We start from the raw sequence: 25807 nt of genomic DNA, 5'->3' as shown, positions 1-25807 counted from the left end.
CCTGCTTTCGTTACTTACCGGCCTACTTACCCGGCCACGCGGAGATCGGGTTGCCCAGCCAGCGGGTGTCGGCCGGCACCTCGTCGCCGCGGGTCACCAGCGAGCCCGGGCCGACCGTCGTCCGGGCGCCGATGCCCGCGCCCGGCAGCACGATGCCGTGCGGGCCGAGCGTCGCGCCTTCACCGAGGGTCACCCGGGACATGCTCATGATCCGGTCGTGGAACAGGTGCGTCTGGACGACGCAGCCGCGGTTGATCGTCGCGCCGTCGCCGAGCTCGACGAGGTCGGCCTCGGGCAGCCAGTACGTCTCCAGCCAGACCCCGCGGCCGATCTTGACGCCCATCGTGCGCAGCCACGCGCTCAGCAGCGGCGTGCCGCCGAGCGAGCCGATCAGCCACGGCACCGCGAGGGCTTCGACGAAGGTGTCGGCCAGCTCGTTGCGCCAGACGAAGGAGCTCCACAGCGGGTGGTCGACCTCGCGGAACTTGCCGACCAGCAGCCACTTCATCGCCGTCGCCGTCAGCGCCGCGACGATCCCGGCGGCCAGCAGGGCGGGCCCGGCCAGCAGCGCGGCGACGCCGAAGCCGAACGCCGTCGCCGTCCACAGCAGGCCGAAGGCGACCACGACGGTCAGCGCGACGCCGCACATGACCGGGACGATCCGGCACAGCTCGACCAGCGCCCGCGCCGCCTTGAGGTGCAGCGCCGGGGTGTAGGTGCGACTCGTGTCGGCGTCGCCGATCGCGCGGCGGACCGGCAGCGGCGGCATGCCCAGGTACGACGAGCCCTTCTTGGCCTTCAGCGGCGTCGACGACAGGACGCCGACCAGGCCGCGCTTGGGCACCGAGCGGCCGGGCGCGGTCATCCCCGAGTTGCCGAGGAAGGCCTGCTTGCCGATCCGGGCCGGGGCGACGTGCAGCCAGCCGTGGCCGAGCTCGTAGGTGGCGACCATGGTGTCGTCGGCCAGGAACGCGCCGCTGTCGACCTTGGTCATCTTCGGCAGGGCGAGCACGGTCGACGCCTCGACGTTGCGGCCGACCTTCGCGCCGAGCAGCCGCAGCCACACCGGCGTGAACAGGCTGGCGTACAGCGGGAACAGGCCTTCGCGGGCCATGCTCATCAGGCGTTCGGTGGCCCAGACCTGCCACGCGACGCGGCCGTGCACCGGGTGGTAGCCCTCGACCATGCCGATGCTCAGCGACCGGACGCCGACCAGCACCAGCAGCATGTAGGCCAGGAAGTACGCGGCCGTCGCGGCCGGGACGAAGATCAGCGCCCGGACGAACGCGTCGAGCAGCGTCGGCGCACCGGCGATCGCGTAGCCGAGCACGGCGACGCCGGCCAGCGCGGCCACGCCGGGCACGAAGCCGAGGGCCAGGGAGGTCACGCCGAAGACGGCGGCCCAGAAGTGCGACCGCGGCGGCCGGCTCGACGGCCACTTCAGCGCGTCCTTCGCGTCCTTGCCGACGGGGGCGGCGGGCGAACCGGCGAAGTGCTGACCGGCCTTGACCACACCGCGGACGGTCGACCCGGCCGCGATCTCCGCGCCCTTGCCGATGCGGACACCGGGGAACAGCGTGCTGCGCGCGCCGACGCGGGCCTCCGCGCCGACGTGGACCTTGCCGATGTGCACGACGTCGCCGTCGACCCAATGGCCGGTGAGGTCGACCTCGGGCTCGATCGCGGCACCGCGGCCCAGCTTGAGGAAGCCGGTGACCGGCGGCGGCGAGTGCAGGTCGACGTCCTTGCCGATCCGCGCGCCGAGCGCCTTCGCGTACGTCGTCATCCAGGACGCGCCGGCGACGCTGTCCGCGCCGCTGAACTCGGCGAGCTTCTCGGCCGTCCACAGTCGCAAGTGGACACTGCCACCGCGCGGGTAGGTGCCGGGACGCACGCCCGACAGCAGCACGCGCGCGCCGCCCGCGGCGATCGCGATCCGGCCGGCCGGGCTGAACAGCGCCACCCAGGCCAGGCCGATCCAGGCCCAGCTCAGCGTCGGCGCCCAGGCGAACCCGAGCAGCGACAGGACGTTCGACAGCGCGGCGGCGAGCGTCGCCCAGCGCAGCCCGACCAGGCCCATCAGCGGGACCATCAGCAGCGTCTGGACGACGCCGGCGCGACGCTTCGTCGGCGCGATGTCCCGGCGCTCGGTGGCCTGGCCGCTCAGCGCGTCGAGCATCGCGGCCAGCGCGCCCAGCCTGGGGTGGGCGTAGACGTCGGCGACCGACACCTGCGGGTGCCGGGTGCGGATGCGGGCGACCACCTGGGCGGCGGTCAGGCTGCCGCCGCCGTGGGTGAAGAAGTCCGCCTTCGGGCTGTCGACCGACACACCGATGATCTCGGCCCAGCCTTCGGCGAGCCACGTCTCGGTCGGGGTCAGCCCGGAAGCCTCCACAGTGGACAGTGGCCACGGGAGGGCGTTGCGGTCGACCTTGCCGGAGGTGCGGGTCGGCAGGTCGTCGACGACGGCCAGCAGCGGCACCAGTGCGGCGGGCAGGTGCTCGCGCAGGCGCGTCGCGGCCTGCTCGTGGTCGAAGGGTTCGCTGCCCGGGACGACGTACCCGACGAGGACCTGGTTGCCCGCCTTGGTGCGGCGGACCGCGGCGGCGGCGCCCTGCACACCCGGCAGAGCCTGCAGCGCGGCGTCGACCTCGCCCAGCTCGATGCGGCGGCCGCCGAGCTTGACCTGCTCGTCGAGGCGGCCGAGGAACAGCAGGCCTTCCCCTTCGGCGCGGACCATGTCGCCGGAGCGGTAGGCGCGCTGCCAGCCCAGCGACGGCAGCGGCGCGAACTTTTCGGCGTCCTTGGCCGCGTCGAGGTAGCGGGCCAGGCCGACGCCGCCGATGACGAGCTCGCCGGTCTCGCCTATGGCGACCGGCTCCCCGTCGTCGTTGACCACGGCGAGCTGCCAGCCGACGAGCGGCAGGCCGATGCGGACCGGGCCGTCGCCGGTCAGCTGCGCGGCGCAGGCGACGACGGTGGCTTCGGTCGGGCCGTAGGTGTTCCAGACTTCGCGGCCTTCGACGGCGACCCGCTCGGCCAGCTCCGGCGGGCAGGCCTCGCCGCCGAAGATGAGCAGGCGGACGTCTTCGAGCGCGTCGGCGGGCCACAGCGCGGCCAGCGTCGGCACGGTGGAGACGACGGTGATGCGCTGCGCGACCAGCCACGGGCCGAGGTCGACGCCGGTGCGGACCAGCGCGCGGGGCGCCGGGACCAGGCAGGCGCCGTGCCGCCAGGCCAGCCACATCTCTTCGCAGGAGGCGTCGAAGGCGACGCTCAGGCCGGCCAGGACGCGGTCGCCGGGACCGATCGGCTCGTCGGTGAGGAAGAGCTCGGCCTCGGCGTCGACGAAGGCGGCGGCACTCGCGTGGGTGACCGCGACGCCCTTGGGCTTGCCGGTGGAGCCGGAGGTGAAGATGATCCACGCGTCGTCGGCCGGGCCGGGCCGGCCCTCACGGCCACCGGGCGTGGAGTGGATGTTGATCTTGCCGTCGGTGGCGACCGCGGCGACCTGCGCCTCTTCGAAGACCAGCTCGGCGCGCTCGTCCGGGTCGTCGGCGTCGACCGGCACGTACGCGGCGCCGACGGACAGCGTGGCGAGGATGGCGATGTACAGCTCGGCGGTGCCGGAGGAGATCCGGATGCCGACGCGGTCGCCGAGGCCGACGCCGTAGTTCTTGAGGCGGCGCCCGTAGACGTCGATCTCGTCGAGGAGCCGCCGGTAGGTCAGGGTGGTGGTGCCGTCGTCGATCGCGGCCGCGTTCGGGTGGCGCTCGGCGGTGGCGGCGAGGACGTCGAGCAGGGTGCGCTCGCCGGTGCCGAGACCGGACCAGAACAGCGCCCGGTCGGCAACCGGGGCCAGCGTCACCTCGGCCGTCACCTCGGCGGCGGAACCGGCAGGTTCGATCGTGACGGTCATCGGCCACTCACCCCGGACAGGACAAAACCATGGGCGCGCAAGCCCACCACTCACCTTTCGGGAGCCTTAACCGGGCTTGCTCTCCGATTGAGGCGCCCGCAACGACCTTCCACTCTAACGCAAGATGAACGAAAGATATCCCTCGGATCACGCAAGGGTGTCGGACCTCACCCCGAGCCGGACGAACCACCGTGACGGAGGGGTCGACACGCGTGATTGAAAGGTCGACACGACGTACGGCCGTAGATTCGCCGTGTCGACCCTCTGATCACGCGTGTCGACCCTTCAATCACGCGTGTCGTCCGAAACGGGTCGGGAAATCACCGGGTTCGGGCGGCTTTTCCGCCGACCTTCGGCTTTGCCTTCTTTTCGCGGACCCGGACGTTCACCCGGACGGGGCTGCCGGTGAAGCCGAACTGCTCGCGGAACTTGCGCTCGATGAACCGGCGGTAGCCCGCCTCGAGGAAGCCGGTGGTGAACAACACCAGCGTCGGCGGGCGGATGCCGGCCTGCGTCGCGAACAGGACCTTCGGCTGCTTGCCGGAGCGGACCGGCGGCGGGGTGGCCGCGATCAGGTCGGACAGCCACGCGTTGAGCTGGCCGGTCGGCACCCGCTGGTCCCACGACTTCAGCGCGGTCCGCAGGGCCGGTGCGAGCTTGCGCACCGAGCGGCCGGTCAGGGCCGAGATGTTGACCTTCTCCGCCCACGGCACGCGGACCAGGCCGCGGTCCAGCTCGCGGACCATCGCGTGACGGCGGTCCTCGTCGACCAGGTCCCACTTGTTGAACGCCAGCACGCAGGCGCGGCCGGCCTCGACGACCATGGTCAGCACCCGCAGATCCTGCTCGGACAGCGGCTCGGCCGCGTCCAGCAGCACGATCGCGACCTCGGCCGCGTCGATCGCGGTCTTGGTGCGCAGCGACGCGTAATACTCGGCGCCCGCGGCGAAGTTGACGCGCTTGCGCAGGCCCGCCGTGTCGACGAACCGCCAGGTGTCGCCGTCCAGCTCGACCAGCGAGTCGACCGGGTCGACAGTGGTGCCCGCGACCGAGTCGACGACCGAGCGCTCCTCGCCCGAAAGCTTGTTGAGCAGGCTCGACTTGCCGACGTTCGGCTTGCCGACCAGCGCGACGCGCCGCGGGCCCGACGTCGCGGCACCGCCTTCGCGCGGCGTTTCGGGCAGGGCCTTGAGGATCGCGTCGAGCAGGTCGCCCGAGCTGCGGCCGTGCAGCGCGCTGACCGGGTGCGGCTCGCCGAGGCCGAGCGACCACAGCGACGCGGTGTCCGCGAGCAGCCGGTCGTCGTCGACCTTGTTCGCGGCCAGCAGGACCGGCTTCTTCGAGCGGCGCAGCACCCTGGAGACGGCTTCGTCGGTGGCCGTGGCGCCGACCGAGGCGTCGATCACCAGCAGCACCGCGTCCGCGGTCTGCATGGCCAGCTCGGCCTGCGCGGCGACGGAGGCCTGCAGCCCGGTCGCGTCCGGTTCCCAGCCGCCCGTGTCGACCAGGGTGAACTTGCGCCCGCCCCAGTAGGCGTCGTAGGCGACGCGGTCGCGGGTCACGCCCGGCACGTCCTGCACCACGGCTTCGCGGCGGCCGAGGATGCGGTTGACCAGCGTCGACTTGCCCACGTTGGGCCGGCCGACGACGGCGAGCACCGGCTGCGCCAGCGCGGCCTCCTCGGCCAGCTCGGCCGCCTCGATCTGCGCGTCGAGCGCGGCGAACTCGGTCTCTTCCGACCAGGTGCCGTCGATTTCGCCAGCGCTGTCTAGCTCCGCCGACGCACTCTTTCCCGCGGAGGCGGAATCATACACTGCCATCACTACCCAATTTCCCTTATGGCGAGCCGAATCCGTTTTCGGAACGCCAATCGTCCAAAGTCTTCACGAGCGCCGCGAGCTCACCGCGCAGCTCTTCGGTGCCCTGGTCGAGCCCGGTTTTCCCGGGACCGACCTTCGGCGTGAACGGCTCCCCCACGAGGATGTCCACGCGCGGGCGCCAGCGCCGTTTGCCGTCGGCCGGCTTGAGCGTGCCCCGCGTCGCGACCGGGAGCACGGTCGCGCCGGAGGCCCGGACCAGCCAGGCCGCGCCGCGTTCGGCCGCGCCGACGTCCCCGGCACCGCGGGTGCCTTCGGGGAAGATCCCGACGACGCCGCCGTCCTTGAGCACGCCGACCGCGGTCAGCAGCGGTTTGCGGTCGATCTCGCCGCGCTTGACCGGGATCTGCCCGATCGCCAGCATGAACTTGCCGACGATCCCGCCGAACATCTCGGCTTTGACCAGGAACGCCGAACGCCGCGGAAGCATTCCGAAGATCAGCTGCGGTTCGATCATGGAGCTGTGGTTGGCGATCACGAGCAGCGACCCGGTGGCGGGGACGCGCTCACGGCCGTGCACGCGGATGCGGAAGGCCGATCGCAGATGGTACCGGGCGAAGACCCGCCCGGCGTCGTGGAGTGCGCCGACGGATCCCTCGGGGAGTCCGTCAACCCTCGCTTTCGGGGGGTCCAGGGGGGCTTGCCCCCCGGCCGGGGTCTGGGACTTGGCCCCAGACCCATCAGTCATCGCGCTACCTCGGCGTTGCACCCCGCCAGCAGGCCGCGGTGGCTGGCGAGCTCGCTGAGGGCGACGATCACCTGGTCGATCGACAGCTCGGAGGTGTCGACGTGCACGGCGTCGTCGGCCGCGCGCAGCGGCGAAGCGGCGCGGGTCGAGTCGAGGTGGTCGCGGCGCTCGACGCTGGCCAGGGCGTCGGCGACCGACGACCGGCGACCGGCCGCGGTGTCCTGGGTGCTGCGGCGGGACGCGCGGACGTCGGCCGACGCGGTCAGGAAGACCTTGAGCGGCGAGTCGGGCGTGACGACGGTGCCGATGTCCCGGCCCTCGACGACGATCCCGCCGCGGTGCCCGACGACGTCCTCGATGATCTGCCGCTGCCGCGCGACCAGCAGCTCACGCACGTGCGGCACGGCCGAGACCGGCGAGACGGCCTTGGTGACCTCGGGCCCGCGGATGTCGGCGGCGACGTCCGCGCCGGCCAGGCGGATCTCGGGCCGGTCGGGGCTGGTGCCGATGCTGAACTCGGCGCGATCGGCAACGGCGGCGACGGCGTTCGCGTCGGCCGGGTCGACACCGGCGCGCAGCACGGCGAGGGTGACCATCCGGTACATGGCACCGGTGTCGAGGTAGCCGGCCCCGAGGCGCTGGGCGAGCTTGCGGGCGACGGTGGTCTTCCCGGTCCCCGACGGGCCGTCCAGCGCGACCACACCACGTAGGGCTCCCGTCACCGGCATTCTCCTCGCGTTCTCGTCCCGTTCGGCGTCGTCCCCCATTCTGCCGGTCGCGGTGCGGAGGAGATCAGTCGCCCCGCGTGCCGAAGCGCGCCACCACGAGCGCGAGGCGCTCGTCACGGTGCTCCGGCGACAGCCGCTGCCCGCGGTCGAGGGTCACCAGCCCGTGCAACGTGCTCCAGAACACCTCGGTCAGCGGACCGGCGTTCTGCGTCCCCGCCACCGGCTCGATGACCGCCAAGAGCTCGGCGAAGTTCGCCTTCATCACCTCGGGGGTGTCGTCCCGGGCGAACGGGAGCTCCGAAGCCAGCGTGAACATCGCGTCGTACAACGCCGGCTTCGCCTCGGCGAACGTCACGTACGCCTCCGCCACCCCCGCCAGGCCGCCGGGGCGGGCCGTTTCCAGCACCGCGACCAGCTCGGCGAAGCCTTCCAGCGCGGCCGCCGCCATGATCGCGTCCTTGCCGCCGGGGAAGTGGCTGTAGAGCACCGGCTGGCTGTACTCGATCAGGGCCGCGAGCCGCCGGGTGGTGACCGCGTCCCAGCCTTCCGCCTCGGCCAGCTCACGTGCCGCCGCGACGATCCGCCGCCCCCGCTCGGTCCGGTCACGCACACGCCGTTGTCGCTGGGTCATACGTCACAGGCTAGCACTGCTAGACAAACTAGCGCCGCTAAGTTAGCGTTGCTAGCAATCCTAGCGATGCTAGAAACTCTGGAGGGAACCCCATGCTCGTCACCGGCTACGTCCTCACCGCGATCGTCGCGCTCGGAATCATCTACATCGGCCTCAGCTACCTCTTCGCACCGGCGAAGATCGCCGCCGGCTTCGGCTTCGACGGCGTCCCCGAGAACGCCACCAGCTTCCTGAACGTCAAGGGCGGCCGCGACGTCGGGGCCGGCCTGATCCCGCTGGCCCTGATGATCTACGGCGACCCGCACGCGCTGGGCTGGGTCATGCTCACGGCAGCCGTCTGGCCCTTCTTCGACATGCTGATCATCCTGCGCCACCGGGGGAAGAAGGCCATTGCCTTCGGCGTCCACGGCCTCACGAGCGCGGTGATGGTCGTTGCCGCCCTCCTGCTGCTGCTCGGCTGAAATCCCGCGAATCGGACACCTGGGTTACGGTGGTTGGGTGAACGTCGAAGTAACTCCTCTGCCCGGCATCGGGGTCCGCAAGGACTTCGCCACCCGTACCGGCCGCCGCATCGGCGTCGTCACCCAGCGGGACGGTCACATCGAGCTGATCGTGTCCAAATCGGACGATCCCGATGCCTGCGCCGCCTCGATCCCGCTCACCGCGGACGAGGCCGGCGCGCTGGCCAACCTGCTCGGTGCGCCGCAGCTGGTCGCGCAGCTGACGGAGGAGCACCGCGACCTGCCGGGGATCAGCACGCGGCAGCTGCCGATCAAGCCGTCCGGCCCGTTCGACGGCCGGACGCTCGGCGACACCGCGATGCGCACCCGCACCGGCGTCTCGGTGGTCGCGGTGGCGCGGGCCGGCCAGGTGCACCCGTCGCCGACGCCGGACTTCACGTTGACCGGGGGCGACCTGCTGGTCGCGGTCGGCACGGGCGAGGGTCTCGAAGCCGCCGCCAAGATCCTCAAGTACGGCTGAGCGGCCGATGGACCACACCGCGCTGTCCCTGATCGAGCTGGGGGCGGTCTTCTTCGTGCTGGGCGTGCTCGGGCGCCTGGCCGGCAAGATCGGCCTCTCCCCCATCCCGCTCTACCTGCTCGGCGGCCTCTGCTTCGGCTCCGGTGGCCTGATCCCGCTGACCGACATCGGCGGCTTCACGCACCTGGCCGGCGAAATCGGCGTCGTGCTGCTGTTGCTCCTGCTCGGGCTCGAGTACTCCGCGGCCGAGCTGTTCACCGGGCTCCGCCGGTCCTGGACGGCGGGCCTGCTCGACATCGTCCTCAACGCGGCGCCCGGCGCGGCCGTCGCGCTGCTGCTGGGCTGGGGTCCGGTCGGCGCGATGGTGATGGCGGGCGTCACGTACATCTCGTCGTCCGGGATCGTCGCGAAGGTCCTCGGCGACCTCGGCCGGCTCGGCAACCGCGAGACGCCGGTGGTGCTCTCGATCCTCGTGTTCGAAGACCTCGCGATGGCGCTCTACCTGCCGATCCTCACCGCGGTGCTGGGCGGTGTCTCGCTGCTCGGCGGCCTGGAGGCCGTCGGCATCTCGCTGCTGGTGATCACCGTGGTGCTGGTGGTCGCGCTCAAGTTCGGCCGGTACGTCTCGGCCGCCGTCGACAGCCCGGACCGCGAGGTGTTCCTGCTCAAGGTGCTCGGCGCGGCACTGCTGGTCGCCGGGCTGGCCTCGGCGATGCAGGTGTCGGCCGCGGTCGGCGCGTTCCTGCTCGGCATCGCGATCTCGGGCTCGACGGCGGAGAACGCGACGCGCATGCTCGAACCGCTGCGTGACCTGTTCGCCGCGGTGTTCTTCGTGGTCTTCGGGCTCAACACGAACCCGGCGTCGATCCCGCCGGTGCTCGGCTGGGCGATCGTGCTGGCGGTCGTGACGACGCTGACGAAGGTCGCCACCGGCTGGTGGGCGGCCCGCCGCCAGGGCATCGGGAAGATGGGCCGGGCCCGGGCCGGGGCGGCGCTGGTCGCGCGCGGCGAGTTCTCGATCGTCATCGCCGGCCTGGCGGTGACGGCGGGCGCGGTCACCGGGGAACTGGCGGCCTTGGCCACGGCGTACGTCCTGCTGATGGCGATCCTCGGCCCGACGGCGGCCCGCGTCGTCGAGCCGATCGCCCGCGCCCTGCAACGGAAAACGGCCACTCGGACGGCCCCCGCCGAAGCCAACTGACGCAGGTCCGGTCCGTCTCGAGCGCCCCAAGGCGGCCTTCGGTGCGTCTCACGCACCCAAGGCGGCCTTCGGTGCGTCAGACGCAACCAAGGCCGCCTTGGGGCGCTCGGGCCGAGGCTGACTAGCGCAGGTCCGCCCGGGCCGAGGAGGCGACGAACGCGTCTGTGTCGAAGGCCGGGTGGGTCGTCGCGGCCGGCACCACGCCCGCGAGCGGCACCGACGCCGACGTCCGGGCCAGGTCCAGCGTCACCCGGCCCGGCTGGGCGGGTCCGCGGATGAAACTGCCGTCCGTGCCGCCGATGATCAGCGCCAGTGCGTGGCCGCGGGGCACGATGTGGTCCGTGGACGCCAGCCGGAACGTCATCGGGTACGCCGTTCCCGGCGTCAACGGCCGTTCCTGCGAAAGGGACGCGTAGTTCGCCAGGTCCGCCCAGCCGCGGCTGAGGATCGTGTAGCTCACCTTCTTCACGTCCGCCGACGCCACCCGGTAGCAAGCGTCGTCGCCGGACGTCGACGAGCCCCAGCAGGTCTCCGACGTCCCCGTCTTGATCCCCTCGCCGCTGCCGGCGAAGTTGCGGATCGTCGCCGGGCCGAGGTCCACGAGCAGCGCCGACACCCGCGCCGACGACGTGCTCGGCGTCGCCGTCACGGTCACCGACGTCGTGCCGGAGACCTGCAGGTCCGAGGCCAGGGCCCCGGTCGAGTACGTCAAAGCGGCACTGCCCGGGTTGGTCACCCAGGTGTCTTCCCCCAGGCCGGGGTTGTCGGTGAAGGACGCGGTCCCGGACGCCGGAGAAGTGCCCAGCGTGCCGGAGGTGTGCGGCCGCAGCGTCGTCGCCACCACACCGGCCGCCGGGTACGCGCTCTGGTCGGCCCACTGGTCCGGCTGCCGCTCGACGCTGGCCATCGGGCCGTTCTGGACGCCGTTGTCGATCCCGAGCAGGTAGTGGTCGAACCACCGGTGCAGCAGGTCGACCCAGTCCGCGCGCCGGTAGTCGAACGGGTCGACGTGCCCGGTCTGGGCGAGCCAGATCTTCTTCTCGACGTTCAGCGCGGCCCACCACTGTCCGAAGTGGATGGTCTTGACGTTGAGGTCGTTGACGCCGTGGGACAGCAGCACGCTGGCCCGCACGGTGCCCGCCCGCGTGACGTAGTCCCGGTCCGCCCAGAGCGGCCCGTAGTCGCCGTTCGCGGTGGCGCCCTGGGTCAGGACCTGGTTCTGCGCCGAGCAGTTCTGCCCGCTGTTGCGGGCTTCGACCGTCTGCGCCAGGCCCGCCGGGTTGAAGCCGAAGGTCGCGCCGTCGGAGCGGTAGTAGTCGTACCAGGAGCTGATCGCCGAGATCGGGACGATGGTCTTCAGGCCCGCGACGCCGGTCGCCGCGACGCCGTTGGCGATCGTGCCGTCGTAGGACTTGCCAATCATCCCGACGTTCCCGGTGCTCCAGCCCGCGGTCACCGCGCTGCCGCCGGTCTTCGCGCTGTAGCCGGTCGCGCGGCCGTTCAGCCAGTCGACGACCTTGCGGGCGGAGTCGACGTCGGAGGCGCCGCCGACGTCCGCGCAGCCGGCCGAGCGGTTCGTCCCGGCCAGGTCGACCAGCACCACGGCGTAGCCCCGCGGGACGAAGTAGTTGTCGTAGAACAGCGGGAACTTCACCGGCTTCCCGGCGCTGTCGTAGGACTTCAGCTCGCTCTCGTTGCCGCGGCCGCAGCACGAGTAATACGGGCTGGCGTCCATGATCACCGGAACGCGGGACGGCGCTTCACCCGGCCGGACGATGTCGGCGGCGACGCGGTCGGAGCGGCCGTCACCGTCACCGTCGCGGCCGATGTCGACCCAGACGGTCTCGCGGACCGCCTTCGCGTAGTCGTAGACCGGTTCGCTCGCCGGTGTGGCCGCGGCGGCGGGGACCACCACCGTGCCGGACAGGAACACCGCGAGGATCCCGCACACCACACCGGTTCGCATGCCGCTCACGCTAGGGACGCGCGAAACCACCCCGCCACCGCGGAAAGTCGGGGATCCCGGCGGGCCGCTCGATCGGAGTAGCTCGGCGGCCGTGCCGGAGTCCCTCCCGGCCGTGCGGCGCACCGCCGTCGGCGTCGCCGCCCGGTGTCAGAGCTCGACGTTGCGGTAGAGCGCACCGACCTCGGTCTTCGTCAGCCGCCGGATCGAGCCGACGCGCTGGCTGCCGAGCTGGACGTCGCCGACCGCGGTGCGGACCAGCTTGAGCACCGGGTGGCCGGTGTCCTTGAGCAGGCGGCGCACGATGTGCTTCTTGCCCTCGTGGATCACCAGCTCGACCAGCGACTTGCCGGAGTGCATGTCCTTGACGCGGAACTGGTCGACCTTGACGATGCCGTCCGGCAGCTCCCAGCCCTTGCGCAGCTCCTTGCCGAGCCCGCGCGGCACCAGGCCGTCGACCTCGGCGAGGTAGGTCTTGAGCACCTGGTAGGACGGGTGCATCAGCCGGTGCCCGAGGTCGCCGTCGTTGGTCAGCAGCAGCAGGCCCTCGGTGTTCTCGTCGAGCCGGCCGACGTGCACGACACCGGGCGTCTCTTCGTAGCGGCCGGCCAGGTAGTCACCGACGCACGGGCGGCCACGGTCGTCCGACATCGTCGAGTGCACGCCCTTGGGCTTGTTCAGGGCGAGGTAGATCAGGTCGTCGCGCAGGTTCACGCGGGTGCCGTCGACGTGGATGACCGCCTCGTCGGGGTTGACGCGGCGGCCCAGCTCGGTGACGATCTGGCCGTCCACCTCGACCCGGCCGGCGACGATCAGGTCCTCCGCCGCGCGCCGCGAGGCGACCCCGGCCTGCGAAAGGACCTTCTGCAGCCGGATGCCGTCGGGGTGTTCACTGGATGTCATCGATGGTGTCCACTTCGGGTAGCAACGGAGCGATGGCAGGCAAGTCGTTCAGTGACGACAGCCCCAGTCGCTCCAGGAACAGCTCGGTCGTCACGTACAGCGTGCCGGTCGTCTCGGGATCGGTCCCCATCTCTTCGATGAGGCCGCGCGCGAGGAGCGTCCGGATCACGCCGTCCACGTTCACGCCGCGCACCGCGGCGACCCTGGCCCGGGTCACCGGCTGCCGGTACGCGATCACGGCGAGGCTCTCCAGCGCGGCCCTGGTCAGCTTCGACCGCTGGCCGTCCAGCAGGAGCTTCTCCACGAACGGGGCGTAGACGTCCCTAGTGTAGAACCGCCACCCTTCGCCGACGCGCCGCAGGTCGATCCCGGAGGTCCGGTCGGTGAACTTCTGCGCCATGGTGCGGAGGGCGACGATGATCCGCGCCTTGGGCTGGCCGAGGGTGTCGGCGAGCAGTTCTTCGCCTGCCGGAGAGTCGACGATGAGCAGAAGCGCCTCGAGGGCGGCTTCGAGCGCCTCGTCGGAGGTGAGGTCGGGCAGGGAGTCGGCGTCCCCGGCGGCGACCAGGCCCGACTCGGGCCCCTCAGCACCGACCTCGGGTTCGTCAGCCCCGCCGCTTTCACGTGAAAGCTCCGCGTCGACCTCGATCTCGGGTTCCGCGTGGGCGGAGCTTTCACGTGAAAGCTCCGCATCGGGCTCCGGTGCCGTGGCCGCCGGGACCTCGGACTCGGCAGGCTCGTGTTCTTCGGGGCTCACCCGTACTCCTCTTCGTCTCCGGCGGAGCGGTCCAGCTCGGCCGCCGCGGAGGCTTCTTCCTTCGAGCCGCCCGTCCAGCGGACGTGCAGCTCGGCCAGTGCCTCGCTCTGCTCGAACTGGACCGTCGCCTCGCGGTAGAGCTCCAGCAGCGCCAGGAAGCGCGCCACGATCTCCACCGTGTGCTCGCAGTCGTCGACCAGCTCGCCGAACGTCGCCTGGCCCCGTTCGGCCAGCATCACCCGCAGGATCGCCGCGTGCTCGCGCACCGAGATGCGGCCCATGTGGATGTGGGCGATCGACACCGTCGGCGGCGGCTTCGGGCGGAACACCGCCACCGCGATGTCGGCGAACTTCTGCGGCGTCACGCCCAGCATGACCTCCGGCAGCAGCCCGATGAACCGCTCTTCCAGGGCCACCGACCGCGGGTAGCGCCGCAGGGCGTTCTGTTCCAGCTCGCCGAACAGCGCCGCCACCTGCTTGTACGCGCGGTACTGCAGGATCCGCGCGAACAGCAGGTCGCGGGCTTCGAGCAGCGCGAGGTCGTCTTCGCTCTCCACCTCGGCCGACGGCAGCAGCCGCGCCGCCTTCAAATCCAAGAGCGTGGCCGCGATGACCAGGAACTCCGTCGTCTCGTCGAGGTTCCAGTCGGTGCCCAGCGCGCGCGTGTAGGCGAGGAAGTCGTCGGTGACCCGGTGCAGCGCCACTTCGGTGACGTCGAGCTGGTGCTGCGAGATCAGCTGCAGCAGCAGGTCGAACGGCCCTTCGAAGTTGGCCAGCCGCACCTTGAACTTCGACGTGCTCAGTTCTTCGGTGTTGACGCCTTCGGGGATCATCCCGCCGTGCACCGTCTGGTGCTCTTCGGGTACCTGTTCCTCCGGAGCCGGTGCCGGCTCGTCCATCAGCCCTCGGTTTCGCCGCCGTCTGAGCCGACCACCCGCAGCCGCTGCACCAGCACTGATTCCTCGCCGTTCTGGTCGAAGTCCGCCAGCAGCACCGCGACGGCTTCGCGGACCAGCCGGCCGCGGTCGACGACCAGGTCGTGCTTCGCGCGCAGCGTCAGCCGCGCCTGCTCCATGGCGACGAGTTCGTCGCCGGAGACGTACACGGTGATCTTCGCGTCGTGCTTGGTCCGGCCCGAGCCGTGCGGGGCCGCGCTGCGCGCGAGCTGGTCGCCCCGGCCGTTGCCCGAGGGCTTGGCCGTTTCGACGGGCTCGGGGGGCTCGGGCGGCGCCTGGGACGGGAGGTCGAGCTTGGGGCTGGAGGTAAGGCGGAAGAGTTCCGACGCTCCGGGCAGGGAGGCGCGCCTGCTCACCGAGCGATCACCTCGCGGGCCAGCTGGCGGTACGCCGCCGCGCCGGCCGACTTGGGCGCCCAGGTCGTGATCGGCTCACCCACGACCGTCGTCTCGGGGAACCGCACCGTGCGGTTGATGACCGTGTCGAACACGGTCTCGCCGAATGCCTCCACCACGCGAGCCATGACCTCCTTCGAGTGCAGGGTTCTCGGGTCGTACATGGTGGCGAGAATCCCGACTATGTCCAGTTTGGGGTTGAGGCGTTCCTGCACCTTCTCGATCGTGTCGATCAGGAGCGCGACGCCTCGGAGACTGAAGAACTCGCACTCCAGCGGGATGATCACGCCGTCCGCGGCAGTCAGCGCGTTCACCGTGAGCAAGCCGAGCGAGGGCTGGCAGTCGACAAGAACATAGTCGTAGTCGTTCATGACCGGACGAAGGACCCGTAACAACGTGTGCTCGCGCCCTACCTCGGCGACGAGCTGGACCTCCGCGGCGGACAGGTCGATGTTGCTCGGCAGCAGGTCAACGCCGTCGACGCGGGTTTTCAGCAGCACGTCGGTGGCACTGACCGCCCGCTCCATGATCGCGTTGTAGACCGTCTGGTCCAGTTCGTGCGGCTGGATGCCGAGACCGACGGCGAGCGCGCCCTGCGGGTCGAAGTCGACGAGCAGCACCTTGCGCCCGTACTCGGCGAGCGCGGCGCCCAGGTTGATGGTCGACGTCGTCTTGCCGACGCCGCCCTTCTGGTTGCACATCGCCATGATCTTGGCCGGGCCGTGCTTGTCCAGCGGCGCCGGATCGGGGTGCTCACGGATCGGGCGGCCGGTCGGCCCGATGCCCTCGAGCTTGACCTTCTTGCCGTTGCGCTCTCTCGGATCGTCGCCCTCGTGGCGGGCCGGGGTGGCGATGGTGACCTGGCTGAGGTTCGCCGCCGCCGACCCGGCGGACTCGGCCGGGTCGGCCGGCTGGTTCGGTGTCGACATGGCGAGAAGGCTCCTTAGTCGGCGAAGTCCCCGGCAGCCTATGTCCGGAGTCGGAGCCCCGGCAAAGCAACGCGCCGGACCCGAGGGGGCAATGTCACTCGACCTTCGGTGCAGGTTGGGAAGGCCCTTGCCCGTTTATAGGGCCGTCTAGCCCAACGCTCGCGGGTGCGCCGTGGCGTACACCTCGCGCAGCGTGTTGACCGTGACCAGCGTGTACACCTGGGTCGTCGTCACCGAGGCGTGGCCGAGAAGTTCTTGGACGACCCGGACATCGGCGCCGCCTTCGAGCAGGTGCGTGGCGAAGGAGTGGCGGAGGGTGTGCGGCGACACGACGGCGGTGATGCCCGCCCGTCCGGCGGTGTCCTTGAGGACCTGCCACGCGCTCTGCCGCGAGAGCCGGCTGCCGCGGGCGTTGAGGAACAGCGCCGCGGTGCCCCGGCCGTGGGCGGCGAGCGCCGGGCGGGCGCGGACGGTGTAGGCGTGCAGCGCCGCGAGCGCGGGACGGCCGATCGGCACCAGCCGCTGCTTGCCGCCCTTGCCGTCGAGCAGCACCGTGCGCTCGGCGTCGTCGACGTCGTCGACGTCCAGGCCGACCGCCTCGGAGATCCGCGCCCCGGTCGAGTAGAGCAGCTCCAGCAGCGCCCGGTCGCGCAGCGGGCGCTCGCCGTCCGGCGGCGGCGTCTCGAGCAGCCGCAGCACGTCGTCGACCGGCAGCGCCTTGGGCAGCCGCTTCGCCGGCGTCGGCGGCCGGACTTCGCGGGCCGGGTTGTGCTCGGTGAGGCCCTCTGCGTGCACGAACTTGTGCAGGCCCCGCACGGCGACCAGGGCCCGGGCGGCCGACGACGCGGCCAGGGGCCGGTGCTCGTCGTCGCCCTCGCGCAGGGCGGCACCGAAGGCCGTGACGTGCGCGGACGTGACGTCGGCGATCTTCGCGATGCCCAGGCCGTCCAGGTGCGCGGCGTACCGGCGCAGGTCGCGGGCGTAGCTGTCCAGGGTGTTGCGCGCGGTCCCGCGTTCGACGACCAGGTGGTCGAGGTACGCGGCGATCACGCCGTCGGTGCTGTGCGGGCTGGAGGCCACGCCGTCACCTTAGGCCGCCGGACACTCGTGACCGGGGAGAAACCCCGCTCCCGGCTCCACGCGGTTACCGTGGATTCATGGAGTCGGATGCGCTCCGCATCGGCACGGCCGAGCGGGAGGAAGCGGCGAGGTTGCTCGCCGATCACTTCGGCATGGGCCGCATCACGCCGGACGAGTACGAGACGCGGGTGACCGACGCCTACGCGGCGGCGACGCTGGGCGAGCTGCGGCCGCTGTTCCGCGACCTGCCGCACCCCCACCCGGGCTTCTTCGGGCCACCGCCGGCGTACGCGCAACCCACCACACAGCTGCCGATGTACGGGCCGGACCCGTATGCGCCGCCACCTGCCCCGGTGCCGTACGCGCCGTCGATGCCCATGCCCGTGCCGTACTCGCACCGGTCGAGGACGGTGGCCGGGGTATTGCAGATCCTGCTGCCCTTCGGCATCGGCCGGTTCTACACCGGCCAGACCACCCTCGGGGTGCTCCAGCTCTTCGCCACCTTCTGCACCGGGGTCGGCGTGCTGTGGCCGATCATCGACGGCATCGTCATCCTGGCCAACGGAGGCACGGACGCCGAAGGCCGCCCCCTCCGCCCCTGAGCCGAAGTTCGTGAAGGCCACCTTGAGGAACTTGTAGTTCCTCAAGGTGGCCTTCACGAACTTGCCGAGGTCAGGGGCGCAGCGGAGCAGGTCAGGGTTGCTTGCGCTTGGCGAACGCTGTCGGGCGGTCCTCCCAGGGGGCGTCGGCCGGCCGCGGCGACGCCGTGCCCGTGAGCACCGCGTGCGCGGCCAGCACCCCGGACACCGTGGCGCCGTTGATCAGCTCGCCCGCCAGGGCCATCCGGACCGCCTCGGTGAGCGGGAACTTGCGGATGACCAGGTCCGCCTCCTCCTCGCCGAGCACCTCGCGGTCCACATCGGACAGTCCGCGGGCCAGGAAGACCCGCACGACCTCGTCGGTGAAACCGGGCGACGCCGCGACGTCGACCAGGGTCACCCAGTCGTCGGCGGCCAGGCCGACCTCTTCGACCAGCTCACGCTCGGCCGTGCCGACCGGGTCCTCGCCGAGGTGGTCGATCAGGCCCGCGGGCAGCTCCCACAGCCGGTGCCCGATCGGGTGCCGGTACTGGTGGATGAGCGTGACCTGCTGCTCGTCGTCCAGCGCGACGATCGCCACCGCGCCGAGGTGCTCGATCACCTCGCGGACCGCGGTGTCGCCGCCCGGCATCACGACGTCGTCGATCCGCAGGCCGACGACACGTCCGATGTGGACGTCCCGGCTGGCCGCGACGCTGAACTCGTGCTCGCCCGGCGCGGTCACCGGGCCGCCACCGGGGCCTCGGGCAGCTCGACCGGCAGCCGCTCGGCGACCTTGCGGTCGACGACGGCCTTGACGAACGCGCTGAACAGCGGGTGCGGCCGGGTCGGGCGGCTCTTGAGCTCCGGGTGCGCCTGGGTGCCGACGAAGAACGGGTGCTTGTCGGCCGGCAGTTCGACGAACTCGACCAGGCGGTCGTCCGGCGAGGTGCCGGAGAAGACCAGGCCCGCGTCCGAGAGCTGCTTGCGGTAGGTGTTGTTGACCTCGTAGCGGTGCCGGTGCCGCTCGGAGACCTCGGTGGTGCCGTAGGCCTTGGCGACCTGCGAACCCGCCTTGAGCTTCGCCGGGTAGGCGCCGAGCCGCATGGTGCCGCCCATGTCCCGCTCCCCCGCGACGACGTCGCGCTGGTCGGCCATGGTCGAGATCACCGCGTGCTTGGTGTTCTCGTCGAACTCCGACGACCCGGCGTCCGTGATCCCGGCCAGGTGCCGGGCGGCCTCGATGACCATGCACTGCAGGCCGAGGCACAGGCCGAGCAGCGGGACACCGCGGGTGCGCGCGTACTCGATCGCGCCGACCTTGCCCTCGATGCCGCGGATGCCGAACCCGCCCGGGATCAGCACACCGTCCACATCGGACAACACGGACGCGGCCCCGGACGCGGTCTGCGCGTCGTCGGAGGCCACCCAGACGATCTCGACCTTGGCGCGGTGGGCGAACCCGCCCGCACGCAGGGCCTCGGTAACCGAGAGGTAGGCGTCCGGCAGGTCGATGTACTTGCCGACCACGGCGATCCGCACGACCTCGCTCGGGTTGTGCACGCGGTCGAGCAGGTCGCCCCACACCGTCCAGTCGACATCGCGGAACGGCAGCCCGAGGCGGCGGACCACGTAGGCGTCGAGCGCCTCACGGTGCAGCACCTTCGGGATGTCGTAGATGGACCGCGCGTCCGGACAGGCGATGACGGCCTCGGTGTCGACGTCGCACATCAGGCCGATCTTGCGCTTGAGGTCCTCCGGGATCTCCCGGTCGGCCCGGCAGACCAGCGCGTCGGGCTGGATACCGATGTTGCGCAGCGCGGCGACCGAGTGCTGGGTCGGCTTCGTCTTGAGCTCGCCCGACGGCGCCAGGTACGGCACCAGCGAGACGTGCAGGAAGAAGCAGTGGTCGCGGCCGACGTCGTGGCGGACCTGGCGGCAGGCCTCCAGGAACGGCAGGGACTCGATGTCGCCGACCGTGCCGCCGACCTCGGTGATGACGACGTCCGGCGACTGGCCGGTTTCGTCGGGCTCGGCGGCCGCGGTGATCCGGGCCTTGATCTCGTCGGTGATGTGCGGAATGACCTGCACGGTGTCGCCGAGGTACTCGCCGCGGCGCTCCTTGGCGATCACCTCGGAGTAGACCTGGCCGGTCGTGACGTTGGCCTTGCCGTCGAGGTCGCGGTCGAGGAACCGCTCGTAGTGCCCGATGTCGAGATCGGTCTCGGCACCATCGTCGGTGACGAACACCTCACCGTGCTGGAACGGGTTCATCGTCCCGGGGTCGACGTTGAGATAGGGGTCGAGCTTCTGCATCGTGACGCGAAGCCCGCGTGCGGTAAGGAGCTGACCCAGGCTGGAAGCCGTGAGTCCCTTACCCAGAGAGGAGGCAACGCCTCCGGTGACAAAAACGTACTTGGTTGCCCGTGACTGAAGTCCCACGGGCCGCCAGCATATCCCACGGCTGCGGATCCGCGCGCTGTGACATGCCCGAGACGCCGGATATGACCCCGGCCACCCACCTGGGTGACCTAAGCCGCAACCTTCGCCGCACGCAGCCGCGGGCGCCCGGTGAGCGCCCGGCTGCCCGGCAGCCGCCGCAGGACCTCCACGATCACGATGGTCAGGGTGATCGTCGCCAGGTAGATGATCACACTGAGCCACGGCGCGCCGAACCGCTCGGCGACGTGCGGGATCGCCGGCCCGAGCAGCGCCAGCGCGAGCGGGTGCACGAGGAAGATGCTGAACGACCGGTTCGCCGCCCACGAGACCACCCGGGCCCCGCGGCTGCCTTCCCGGCGACGTGCCGCCCACCTCGTCGCGAACGCGTAGATCGCCGCGATGACGGTGAGGAACCACGGGATCAGGTACGGCTGGAACGGGTCGCTGGCCACCTGAGGGAAAGTTCCGCTGTGGACAGTCCGGAAGTAGTACCACTCGGTGCCCGCGAGCACCGCCACGAACGCGCCGCCGAGCAGCAGCCGGTGCCGCCCCGCCCAGGCGTGCACGGTCTCGAAGTGCATGGCCACCACGGCGCCGAACAGCGTGTAGAACTGGTACGGCAGGATCGTGCCGTACAGGTGGGTGATCGTCTCGTAGCCGACGCCGAACGGCTGGTAGGTCATGAACAGCGTCACGCCGACCTGCACCAGGCCGCTGCCGAGCAGCAGCCACTTGTGCTTGCCCTCGGTCGCCCGCAGCAGCTTCATCAGCACCGGGAACAGCAGGTAGACCTGCATCGTCACCAGCAGGAAGTACAGGTGGTACCAGGCCCCGCCGGTGACGAGGTCCTTGAGCAGCAGGCGCATGGACGCCTCGAGCGAGCCCGGCTGCTGCTCTCCGGTCACCAGGCCGTACGCCCAGAAGAACATCGACCACGCGAGGTAGGGCGTCGCGACCAGCGGGAGCCGCCGTCGCCAGAAGTCGCCGGCGGTGAATTCGCGGCCACGGTTCTGGAACACCAGCACGAACCCGGTGAGCGCGAAGAAGGCCTCACGGGTGAAGTGCAGCGGCGTCTCGACGGCGTTGGCGCCGACGTCCTGCGCGAAGTTCGTCGCGCCCACCACGTGGATGAGGATGACGCAGGCGAACGTGATCAACCGGAACAGGTCGATCTGGTGGAGGTAGGGCGCTTTGCCGCCCGATCTCGTACCGCGGGCGGGGGCCTCGAGCGTGGCCTGGGCAGTGGTCATCGTGCCGCCGATCCGGCACCGTCGTCGGCGTGGTTCACGTTGTCAGACTTGCCACCCATTCTGTGAATTTCCCATGAAGTCCCTGGGAAGCGCCTGTTGGCCGGGGCTTTGCAGGCTGTTGGATATGCCACTTCAGCTCAGAGAGCGAAGGCTCCGCGATCATGTTAACGCGTGAGCTGTCTGGTACGCAGCGTGACCTTCGTCATCAAGCTGTGATCTGGGGGAACAACGCCCGCAGGGTCACCTCGCGGTTGACGCGCACGTGCTCGACCGCGGACGCCTTCGCGCGTTCCGCGTCGCCCGAAGCGATCGCCTCGTAGAGCCGGCGGTGCTCGTCGAGCAGCTCGATCCAGTGCTCGTTCTGGCTCGTGAGCCAGCGGAGCCTGCCCTCGAGGGGCTGGAGCATGGTGGAGAGCAGCGAGTTGCCCGCGATGGCGACGATCTCGTCGTGGAAGCGCGAGTTCAGCTCGGTGATCCGGGCAGCGTCCCCTCGGGCCGTGGCGCGCGCGGCGTCGGCGAGGACGCGGGCGAGCCCCTTGAGCCCGGCCGCGCCCGCACGCTCGGCCGCCAGCCCCGCAGCCAGGCCTTCGAGCGCCTCGCGGACGTCGAACAGCTCTTCGACGTCGACCCGCGCCAGCTGCCGGACCACGACCCGCCGCGGCGACTGGACGACGAGGAAGCCCTCGGCCTCCAGGCTGCGGATGGCCTCGCGCACCGGCACCCGGGAGACGCCGAGGTCTTCGGCCAGCTCGCGCTCGACCAGCCTGTCCCCCGGGCGGAGCCGGCCGGTCAGGATCCGTTCGCGCAGCTCCTCGCGCACCCGCTGCCGGGTGGCCGCGAGGGGTTGCCGCTCGTTCACCGCGCCTCTCCTTCAACACCGCCGTAACCGGCCGTAACACGAGTTTATCGGCCGGAGGGTTGACTCGGCCCGACACCGGGGTGATATTTGGGATTCCAAAGTTTGGTATCCCAAATCGCCGTCCCCGCACGTCGATCGGAGGGCCCCGCATGACCGGCGCCCCGCTCACCGAACCGTCCCAAGAGACGACCCCGCCGCCGGACCCCCGGCTGTGGAACGAAGACCTGGCGCCGGCGAAGGAACGCCGGTGGAAGGTCTACGACATCTTCGCGCTGTGGATGTCCGACGTGCACAACCTCGGCAACTACACCTTCGCGGCCGGCCTGTTCGTGCTCGGGCTCTCGGCCTGGCAGGTGTTCACCGCGCTGCTGTTCGGGTTCATCATCATCTACGCCGGCATGAACCTGATGGGCCGGATCGGCCAGCGCACCGGCGTGCCGTTCCCGGTCGTGGCGCGGATCAGCTTCGGCACGTTCGGCGCGAACCTGCCCGCGCTGATCCGGGCGGTCATCGCGATCTTCTGGTACGGCATCCAGACCTACCTCGCGAGCGTGGCCATCACGCTGCTCGTGCTCGCCATCGACCCGGGCCTGAAACCCCTGACCGAACACGGTTTCCTGGGCCTGCACGCCCTCGGCTGGATCTGCTTCGTCGCGCTGTGGGCGGTCCAGGCGCTGATCCTGACCCGCGGCATGGAGTCGGTGCGCAAGTTCCAGGACTGGTGCGGCCCGGCGATCTGGGTCGTGATGATCGCCCTCGCCGTCTGGATCCTCGCCGCGGGGAACTGGAACATCTCCTTCACCAGCAGCCCGAAACAGCTGTCCACCGGGGAGCAGATCCGGCAGTGGTTCGGCGCGGCCGGGCTCATCCTGGCCACCTACGGCACGCTCATGCTCAACTTCTGCGACTTCTCGCGGTTCGCCCCGGACCAGAAGACCGTGAAGCGCGGCAACTTCTGGGGCCTGCCGATCAACTCGACGGCGTTCGCGCTGCTGTCGGTCGTCGTCACCGCGGGCAGCATGCAGGTGTTCGGCGAGGCGATCACCGACCCGGCCGAGCTGCTGTCCAAGGTGCACAACACGCCGGTGCTCATCGTCGGTGCGCTCACCTTCGCCATCGCCACCATGGGCGTCAACATCGTCGCAAACTTCGTCTCCCCCGCCTACGACCTGGCCAACATCTGGCCGAAGCGGATCAGCTTCACCGTCGGCGGGATGATCAGCGCGGTCGCGGCCCTGTGCGTGCTGCCGTGGAAGCTGTACTCCTCGCCGGCCGTGGTCAACTACTTCCTCGGCGGGCTCGGCGCGTTCCTCGGCCCGCTGTTCGGCATCATGATCGTCGACTACTACCTGATCCGGCGCGGCAAGGTCGACGTCGCCCAGCTGTTCGTCGACGGCGGGATCTACCCCCGGGTGAACCCGCGTGCCCTGGTGACGTTCTTCCCGACCGCCGCGCTGGCCGCGGTGATCGCGCTGGTGCCGTACTTCGCGCCGGCCGCGCCGTACTCGTGGTTCATCGGCACGGCGTCGTCCGCCGCCCTCTACTTCGTGGTGTCGAGGAAGCACCGATGAGGATCGTCGTCACCAACTGCAACACCACCGAGGCGATGACGAAGGAGATCGCAGCCGGGGCCCGCGCGGCCGCGAGCCCCGGCACCGAGATCCTCGCGAAGACGCCGCGCTGGGGCCCGGAGTCGGCCGAGGGCTGGCTGGACAGCTTCCTGTCCGCCGCGGCGGTGCTGGACCTGTTGCGGGGACTGGACGAACCGTTCGACGCGGTCGTGCTCGCCGGGTTCGGCGAACACGGCCGCGAGGGGGCGCGCGAGCTGCTGGACGTCCCGGTCGTCGACATCACCGAGGCCGCCGCGCACCTGGCGTGCCTGCTCGGCCGCCGCTACGGCGTGGTGACCACTTTGGACCGGACGTGCGGCCTGATCGAGGACAGCCTGCACGCCGCCGGGGTCGCGCAGAACTGCGTCACGGTCACCGGCGCCGGGCTCGGGGTCCTGGAGCTGAACGACGACCGCCGCACGGAGTCGGCGTTGCTCACCGCCGGCCGCCGCGCGCGGGACGCCGGGGCGGAGGTGCTGGTGCTCGGCTGCGCCGGGATGACCGGCCTGGACCGGAAGATCGCAACGATGTTGGACATTCCCGTCATCGACGGCGTCGCGGCCGCGGTCCGGCTCGCCGAGTCCCTGGTGGCGCTGGGGTTGAAGACGAGCCGGGCGGGGTCGTACGCGCGGCCGTTGGACAAGCGCCGCACCTGGCCTGATTGACATCCGCCGCTTCGCCCGGTCAGAATCCCTGCAGCCGTACCGCCGCCCGGTGACGAGTGGGGATTTTGACGTCCCCGGAAGGGCGGTCGAAGTGCGAAGGGCATTGGGCGCACTGGCGTTGTCGGCGAGCATGGTCCTGGTCCCGGTGAGCGGGACGGCGGTGGCCGCGTCGCCACCGCACACGATCGTCACCGACGGCGCCAAGCTCGCGGGCATCCGGCAGGCGATCCGCGGCGGGCACGCCACCACCGCCCAGCGCGAGGCGCTGAAAGTGGTGCTGGACAAGGCGAACACCGCGCTCACGGCCGGGCCGTGGTCGGTCATGGACAAGCCGTCCGCGCCCCCGAGCGGCGACAAGCACGACTACACGAGCCAAGCGCCCTACTGGTGGGCGAGCCAGCCGAAGACACCGGAGAACCCGCAGGGCTGCCCGTACGTCAGCAAGGACGGCCAGCGCAACCCGGAGGCCGACGCGATCACCGATCACACGTACCGGATGTGGGCGTGGGACGCGATGTACTACCTCTCGCTGGCCTGGTACTACACGGGCGACGCGAAGTACGCGAAACGGGCGGCGCTGGACATCCGGACGTGGTTCCTCGACCCGGCCACCCGGATGAACCCCAACATGACGTACTCGCAGATCGTCCCGTGCCGGAACACCGTCAGCGGCACCGGGATCATCGACTCGACCCAGTCGTTCAGCCAGCTGATGGACGCGTTCGCCCTGCTCGACGGCGGCGCGCCGGGCTGGACCGGGAAGGACCGCTCGGGGATCAAGGCCTGGCTGACGCGGTACCTCGACTGGATGCAGACGAGCCCGCAGGCGAAGCTGGAACTGGCCGCCACCAACAACCACGGCATCTTCCTCGACATGCAGAACGCGACGATCTCGGCGTACCTGGGCAAGCGTTCCGAAGCGAAGAAGATCGTGCTCGACGCGGAGCAGAAGCGCTTCCCGGTGCAGTTCGCCGCCGACGGCAGCCAGCCCCTGGAACTGTCGCGCACGATGTCGTGGCACTACGTCAACTTCAACCTGACGGCGTGGGGCCGGATGGCGGAGGTCGGGAAGAACCTCGGCGTCGACGTCTGGAAGTACCGGACGGCGAACGGCGTGACGCTGCGGAAGGTCGTCGACCAGCTGATCCCGGGCGCGCTGCACGGCGCGGAAGCCTGGCCCCACCAGCAGATCGGCGTGTTCGACCAGTCGATCGCGGCGGACATCTTCCACGCGGCGGCCGACGAGGCGCACGACACCGACGCGGCGGCGGCGTTGAAGCAAATGCCACTGCCCGCGGGCGGCGACACCTGGCCGGTGCGGGTGTCCTGCTTCCCGCTGGACCCGCCCCTGCGGTAGGCCCTCGTGAGTGGTAATTCGGGTTAGAACCCTAATTA

At 70.8% G+C, this 25807-nt stretch carries 23 protein-coding genes; 7 read left to right on the top strand and 16 right to left on the bottom strand.

Going from position 1 to position 25807, the window contains the following annotated elements:
* Positions 1–22 precede the first annotated feature (22 nt).
* From ACLJQF_RS35560 to ACLJQF_RS35540, 5 genes are all read right to left on the bottom strand, one after another.
* On the bottom strand, positions 23–3919 hold the full coding sequence (locus tag ACLJQF_RS35560) for a Pls/PosA family non-ribosomal peptide synthetase (RefSeq protein ID WP_410614652.1): 3897 nt from the start codon (positions 3917–3919) through the stop codon (positions 23–25).
* Between the two features lie 320 nt (positions 3920–4239).
* Positions 4240–5739, bottom strand: coding sequence for a ribosome biogenesis GTPase Der (der, locus tag ACLJQF_RS35555; RefSeq protein WP_410614651.1), 1500 nt, complete (start codon positions 5737–5739; stop codon positions 4240–4242).
* Between the two features lie 16 nt (positions 5740–5755).
* The gene (locus ACLJQF_RS35550; RefSeq protein WP_410614650.1) at positions 5756–6316 is read right to left on the bottom strand and encodes a lysophospholipid acyltransferase family protein; all 561 of its coding nucleotides are present in this window, start codon (positions 6314–6316) and stop codon (positions 5756–5758) included.
* 164 nt (positions 6317–6480) lie between these two features.
* Positions 6481–7185 (bottom strand): (d)CMP kinase, encoded by a 705-nt coding sequence (gene cmk, locus ACLJQF_RS35545; protein ID WP_410614778.1) that lies wholly within the window; start codon positions 7183–7185, stop codon positions 6481–6483.
* A 91-nt stretch (positions 7186–7276) separates the two neighbouring features.
* Positions 7277–7843, bottom strand: coding sequence for a TetR/AcrR family transcriptional regulator (locus ACLJQF_RS35540; RefSeq protein WP_410614649.1), 567 nt, complete (start codon positions 7841–7843; stop codon positions 7277–7279).
* A gap of 92 nt (positions 7844–7935) precedes the next feature.
* Here ACLJQF_RS35540 and ACLJQF_RS35535 point away from each other — a divergent pair, with 92 nt between their 5' ends.
* From ACLJQF_RS35535 to ACLJQF_RS35525, 3 genes are read left to right on the top strand one after another with little or no spacing between them, the layout of a single operon-like run.
* Positions 7936–8304, top strand: a complete 369-nt coding sequence (locus tag ACLJQF_RS35535) for a DUF4267 domain-containing protein (protein ID WP_410614648.1) — start codon at positions 7936–7938, stop codon at positions 8302–8304.
* Between the two features lie 37 nt (positions 8305–8341).
* Positions 8342–8824 carry a cation:proton antiporter regulatory subunit gene (locus ACLJQF_RS35530; RefSeq protein WP_410614647.1) on the top strand — a complete coding sequence of 161 codons (483 nt, stop codon included), beginning with the start codon at positions 8342–8344 and terminating at the stop codon, positions 8822–8824.
* A gap of 7 nt (positions 8825–8831) precedes the next feature.
* Entirely contained in the window at positions 8832–10025 is a 1194-nt protein-coding gene (locus ACLJQF_RS35525; RefSeq protein ID WP_410614646.1) for a cation:proton antiporter, read from the top strand.
* A 121-nt stretch (positions 10026–10146) separates the two neighbouring features.
* Here the strand turns inward: ACLJQF_RS35525 and ACLJQF_RS35520 are convergent, their stop codons facing one another.
* The 7 genes from ACLJQF_RS35520 to xerD all read right to left on the bottom strand — a co-directional run bounded on the left by ACLJQF_RS35520 (position 10147) and on the right by xerD (position 16978).
* Complete coding sequence (locus ACLJQF_RS35520) at positions 10147–11991, bottom strand: Xaa-Pro dipeptidyl-peptidase (protein WP_410614645.1); 1845 nt, start codon at positions 11989–11991, stop codon at positions 10147–10149.
* Positions 11992–12138: 147 nt separating this feature from the next.
* Positions 12139–12891 carry a pseudouridine synthase gene (locus ACLJQF_RS35515; protein WP_410614644.1) on the bottom strand — a complete coding sequence of 251 codons (753 nt, stop codon included), beginning with the start codon at positions 12889–12891 and terminating at the stop codon, positions 12139–12141.
* Positions 12878–13648, bottom strand: a complete 771-nt coding sequence (scpB, locus tag ACLJQF_RS35510) for an SMC-Scp complex subunit ScpB (protein WP_410614643.1) — start codon at positions 13646–13648, stop codon at positions 12878–12880. Before scpB ends, ACLJQF_RS35515 begins: the two co-directional genes overlap by 14 nt.
* A complete protein-coding gene (locus ACLJQF_RS35505; protein ID WP_410614642.1) occupies positions 13645–14547 on the bottom strand; it encodes a segregation and condensation protein A in 903 nt (300 codons plus the stop codon). Before ACLJQF_RS35505 ends, scpB begins: the two co-directional genes overlap by 4 nt.
* Entirely contained in the window at positions 14547–14960 is a 414-nt protein-coding gene (locus tag ACLJQF_RS35500; protein ID WP_410614641.1) for a cobyrinic acid a,c-diamide synthase, read from the bottom strand. Before ACLJQF_RS35500 ends, ACLJQF_RS35505 begins: the two co-directional genes overlap by 1 nt.
* On the bottom strand, positions 14957–15928 hold the full coding sequence (locus ACLJQF_RS35495) for a ParA family protein (RefSeq protein ID WP_410614640.1): 972 nt from the start codon (positions 15926–15928) through the stop codon (positions 14957–14959). The genes ACLJQF_RS35500 and ACLJQF_RS35495 overlap by 4 nt, the downstream gene beginning before the upstream one ends.
* Before the next feature lie 147 nt (positions 15929–16075).
* On the bottom strand, positions 16076–16978 hold the full coding sequence (gene xerD, locus ACLJQF_RS35490) for a site-specific tyrosine recombinase XerD (RefSeq protein WP_410614777.1): 903 nt from the start codon (positions 16976–16978) through the stop codon (positions 16076–16078).
* Positions 16979–17085: 107 nt separating this feature from the next.
* On the opposite strand from xerD, the gene ACLJQF_RS35485 reads away from it, so the two are divergent.
* Positions 17086–17610 carry a DUF1707 domain-containing protein gene (locus ACLJQF_RS35485; RefSeq protein ID WP_410614639.1) on the top strand — a complete coding sequence of 175 codons (525 nt, stop codon included), beginning with the start codon at positions 17086–17088 and terminating at the stop codon, positions 17608–17610.
* Between the two features lie 91 nt (positions 17611–17701).
* On the opposite strand, the gene ACLJQF_RS35480 is transcribed toward ACLJQF_RS35485, so the two are convergent.
* The 4 genes from ACLJQF_RS35480 to ACLJQF_RS35465 all read right to left on the bottom strand — a co-directional run bounded on the left by ACLJQF_RS35480 (position 17702) and on the right by ACLJQF_RS35465 (position 22137).
* A complete protein-coding gene (locus tag ACLJQF_RS35480) occupies positions 17702–18331 on the bottom strand; it encodes an NUDIX domain-containing protein (RefSeq protein ID WP_410614638.1) in 630 nt (209 codons plus the stop codon).
* A complete protein-coding gene (locus ACLJQF_RS35475; RefSeq protein WP_410614637.1) occupies positions 18328–20028 on the bottom strand; it encodes a CTP synthase in 1701 nt (566 codons plus the stop codon). Before ACLJQF_RS35475 ends, ACLJQF_RS35480 begins: the two co-directional genes overlap by 4 nt.
* Positions 20029–20117: 89 nt before the next feature.
* Positions 20118–21278 carry an acyltransferase gene (locus tag ACLJQF_RS35470; RefSeq protein WP_410614636.1) on the bottom strand — a complete coding sequence of 387 codons (1161 nt, stop codon included), beginning with the start codon at positions 21276–21278 and terminating at the stop codon, positions 20118–20120.
* 205 nt (positions 21279–21483) lie between these two features.
* Positions 21484–22137 carry a GntR family transcriptional regulator gene (locus ACLJQF_RS35465; RefSeq protein WP_410614635.1) on the bottom strand — a complete coding sequence of 218 codons (654 nt, stop codon included), beginning with the start codon at positions 22135–22137 and terminating at the stop codon, positions 21484–21486.
* A 149-nt stretch (positions 22138–22286) separates the two neighbouring features.
* Between ACLJQF_RS35465 and ACLJQF_RS35460 the strand changes: the two genes are divergently transcribed.
* The 3 genes from ACLJQF_RS35460 (at position 22287) to ACLJQF_RS35450 (ending at position 25769) form a co-directional block, all read left to right on the top strand.
* Entirely contained in the window at positions 22287–23708 is a 1422-nt protein-coding gene (locus ACLJQF_RS35460) for an NCS1 family nucleobase:cation symporter-1 (RefSeq protein WP_410614634.1), read from the top strand.
* Entirely contained in the window at positions 23705–24412 is a 708-nt protein-coding gene (locus ACLJQF_RS35455) for an aspartate/glutamate racemase family protein (RefSeq protein WP_410614633.1), read from the top strand. The genes ACLJQF_RS35460 and ACLJQF_RS35455 overlap by 4 nt, the downstream gene beginning before the upstream one ends.
* A gap of 91 nt (positions 24413–24503) precedes the next feature.
* The gene (locus ACLJQF_RS35450; RefSeq protein WP_410614632.1) at positions 24504–25769 is read left to right on the top strand and encodes an alginate lyase family protein; all 1266 of its coding nucleotides are present in this window, start codon (positions 24504–24506) and stop codon (positions 25767–25769) included.
* Positions 25770–25807 lie beyond the last annotated feature (38 nt).

The organism is Amycolatopsis sp. lyj-109, assembly GCF_046548995.1.
Taxonomy (GTDB): domain Bacteria; phylum Actinomycetota; class Actinomycetes; order Mycobacteriales; family Pseudonocardiaceae; genus Amycolatopsis.
This window is presented reverse-complemented; position numbering and strand designations above follow the sequence as displayed.

Bases quoted from the DNA above. Each gene is read 5' to 3' on its own strand.
- ACLJQF_RS35520 (WP_410614645.1), bottom strand. From the start codon at position 11,991: ATGCGAACCGGTGTGGTGTGCGGGATCCTCGCGGTGTTCCTGTCCGGC.
- ACLJQF_RS35560 (WP_410614652.1), bottom strand. From the start codon at position 3,919: ATGACCGTCACGATCGAACCTGCCGGTTCCGCCGCCGAGGTGACGGCC.
- ACLJQF_RS35495 (WP_410614640.1), bottom strand. From the start codon at position 15,928: ATGTCGACACCGAACCAGCCGGCCGACCCGGCCGAGTCCGCCGGGTCG.
- ACLJQF_RS35535 (WP_410614648.1), top strand. From the start codon at position 7,936: ATGCTCGTCACCGGCTACGTCCTCACCGCGATCGTCGCGCTCGGAATC.
- ACLJQF_RS35540 (WP_410614649.1), bottom strand. From the start codon at position 7,843: ATGACCCAGCGACAACGGCGTGTGCGTGACCGGACCGAGCGGGGGCGG.
- ACLJQF_RS35455 (WP_410614633.1), top strand. From the start codon at position 23,705: ATGAGGATCGTCGTCACCAACTGCAACACCACCGAGGCGATGACGAAG.
- ACLJQF_RS35470 (WP_410614636.1), bottom strand. From the start codon at position 21,278: ATGACCACTGCCCAGGCCACGCTCGAGGCCCCCGCCCGCGGTACGAGA.
- der (WP_410614651.1), bottom strand. From the start codon at position 5,739: ATGGCAGTGTATGATTCCGCCTCCGCGGGAAAGAGTGCGTCGGCGGAG.
- ACLJQF_RS35525 (WP_410614646.1), top strand. From the start codon at position 8,832: ATGGACCACACCGCGCTGTCCCTGATCGAGCTGGGGGCGGTCTTCTTC.
- ACLJQF_RS35460 (WP_410614634.1), top strand. From the start codon at position 22,287: ATGACCGGCGCCCCGCTCACCGAACCGTCCCAAGAGACGACCCCGCCG.
- ACLJQF_RS35505 (WP_410614642.1), bottom strand. From the start codon at position 14,547: ATGGACGAGCCGGCACCGGCTCCGGAGGAACAGGTACCCGAAGAGCAC.
- ACLJQF_RS35515 (WP_410614644.1), bottom strand. From the start codon at position 12,891: ATGACATCCAGTGAACACCCCGACGGCATCCGGCTGCAGAAGGTCCTT.
- ACLJQF_RS35485 (WP_410614639.1), top strand. From the start codon at position 17,086: ATGGAGTCGGATGCGCTCCGCATCGGCACGGCCGAGCGGGAGGAAGCG.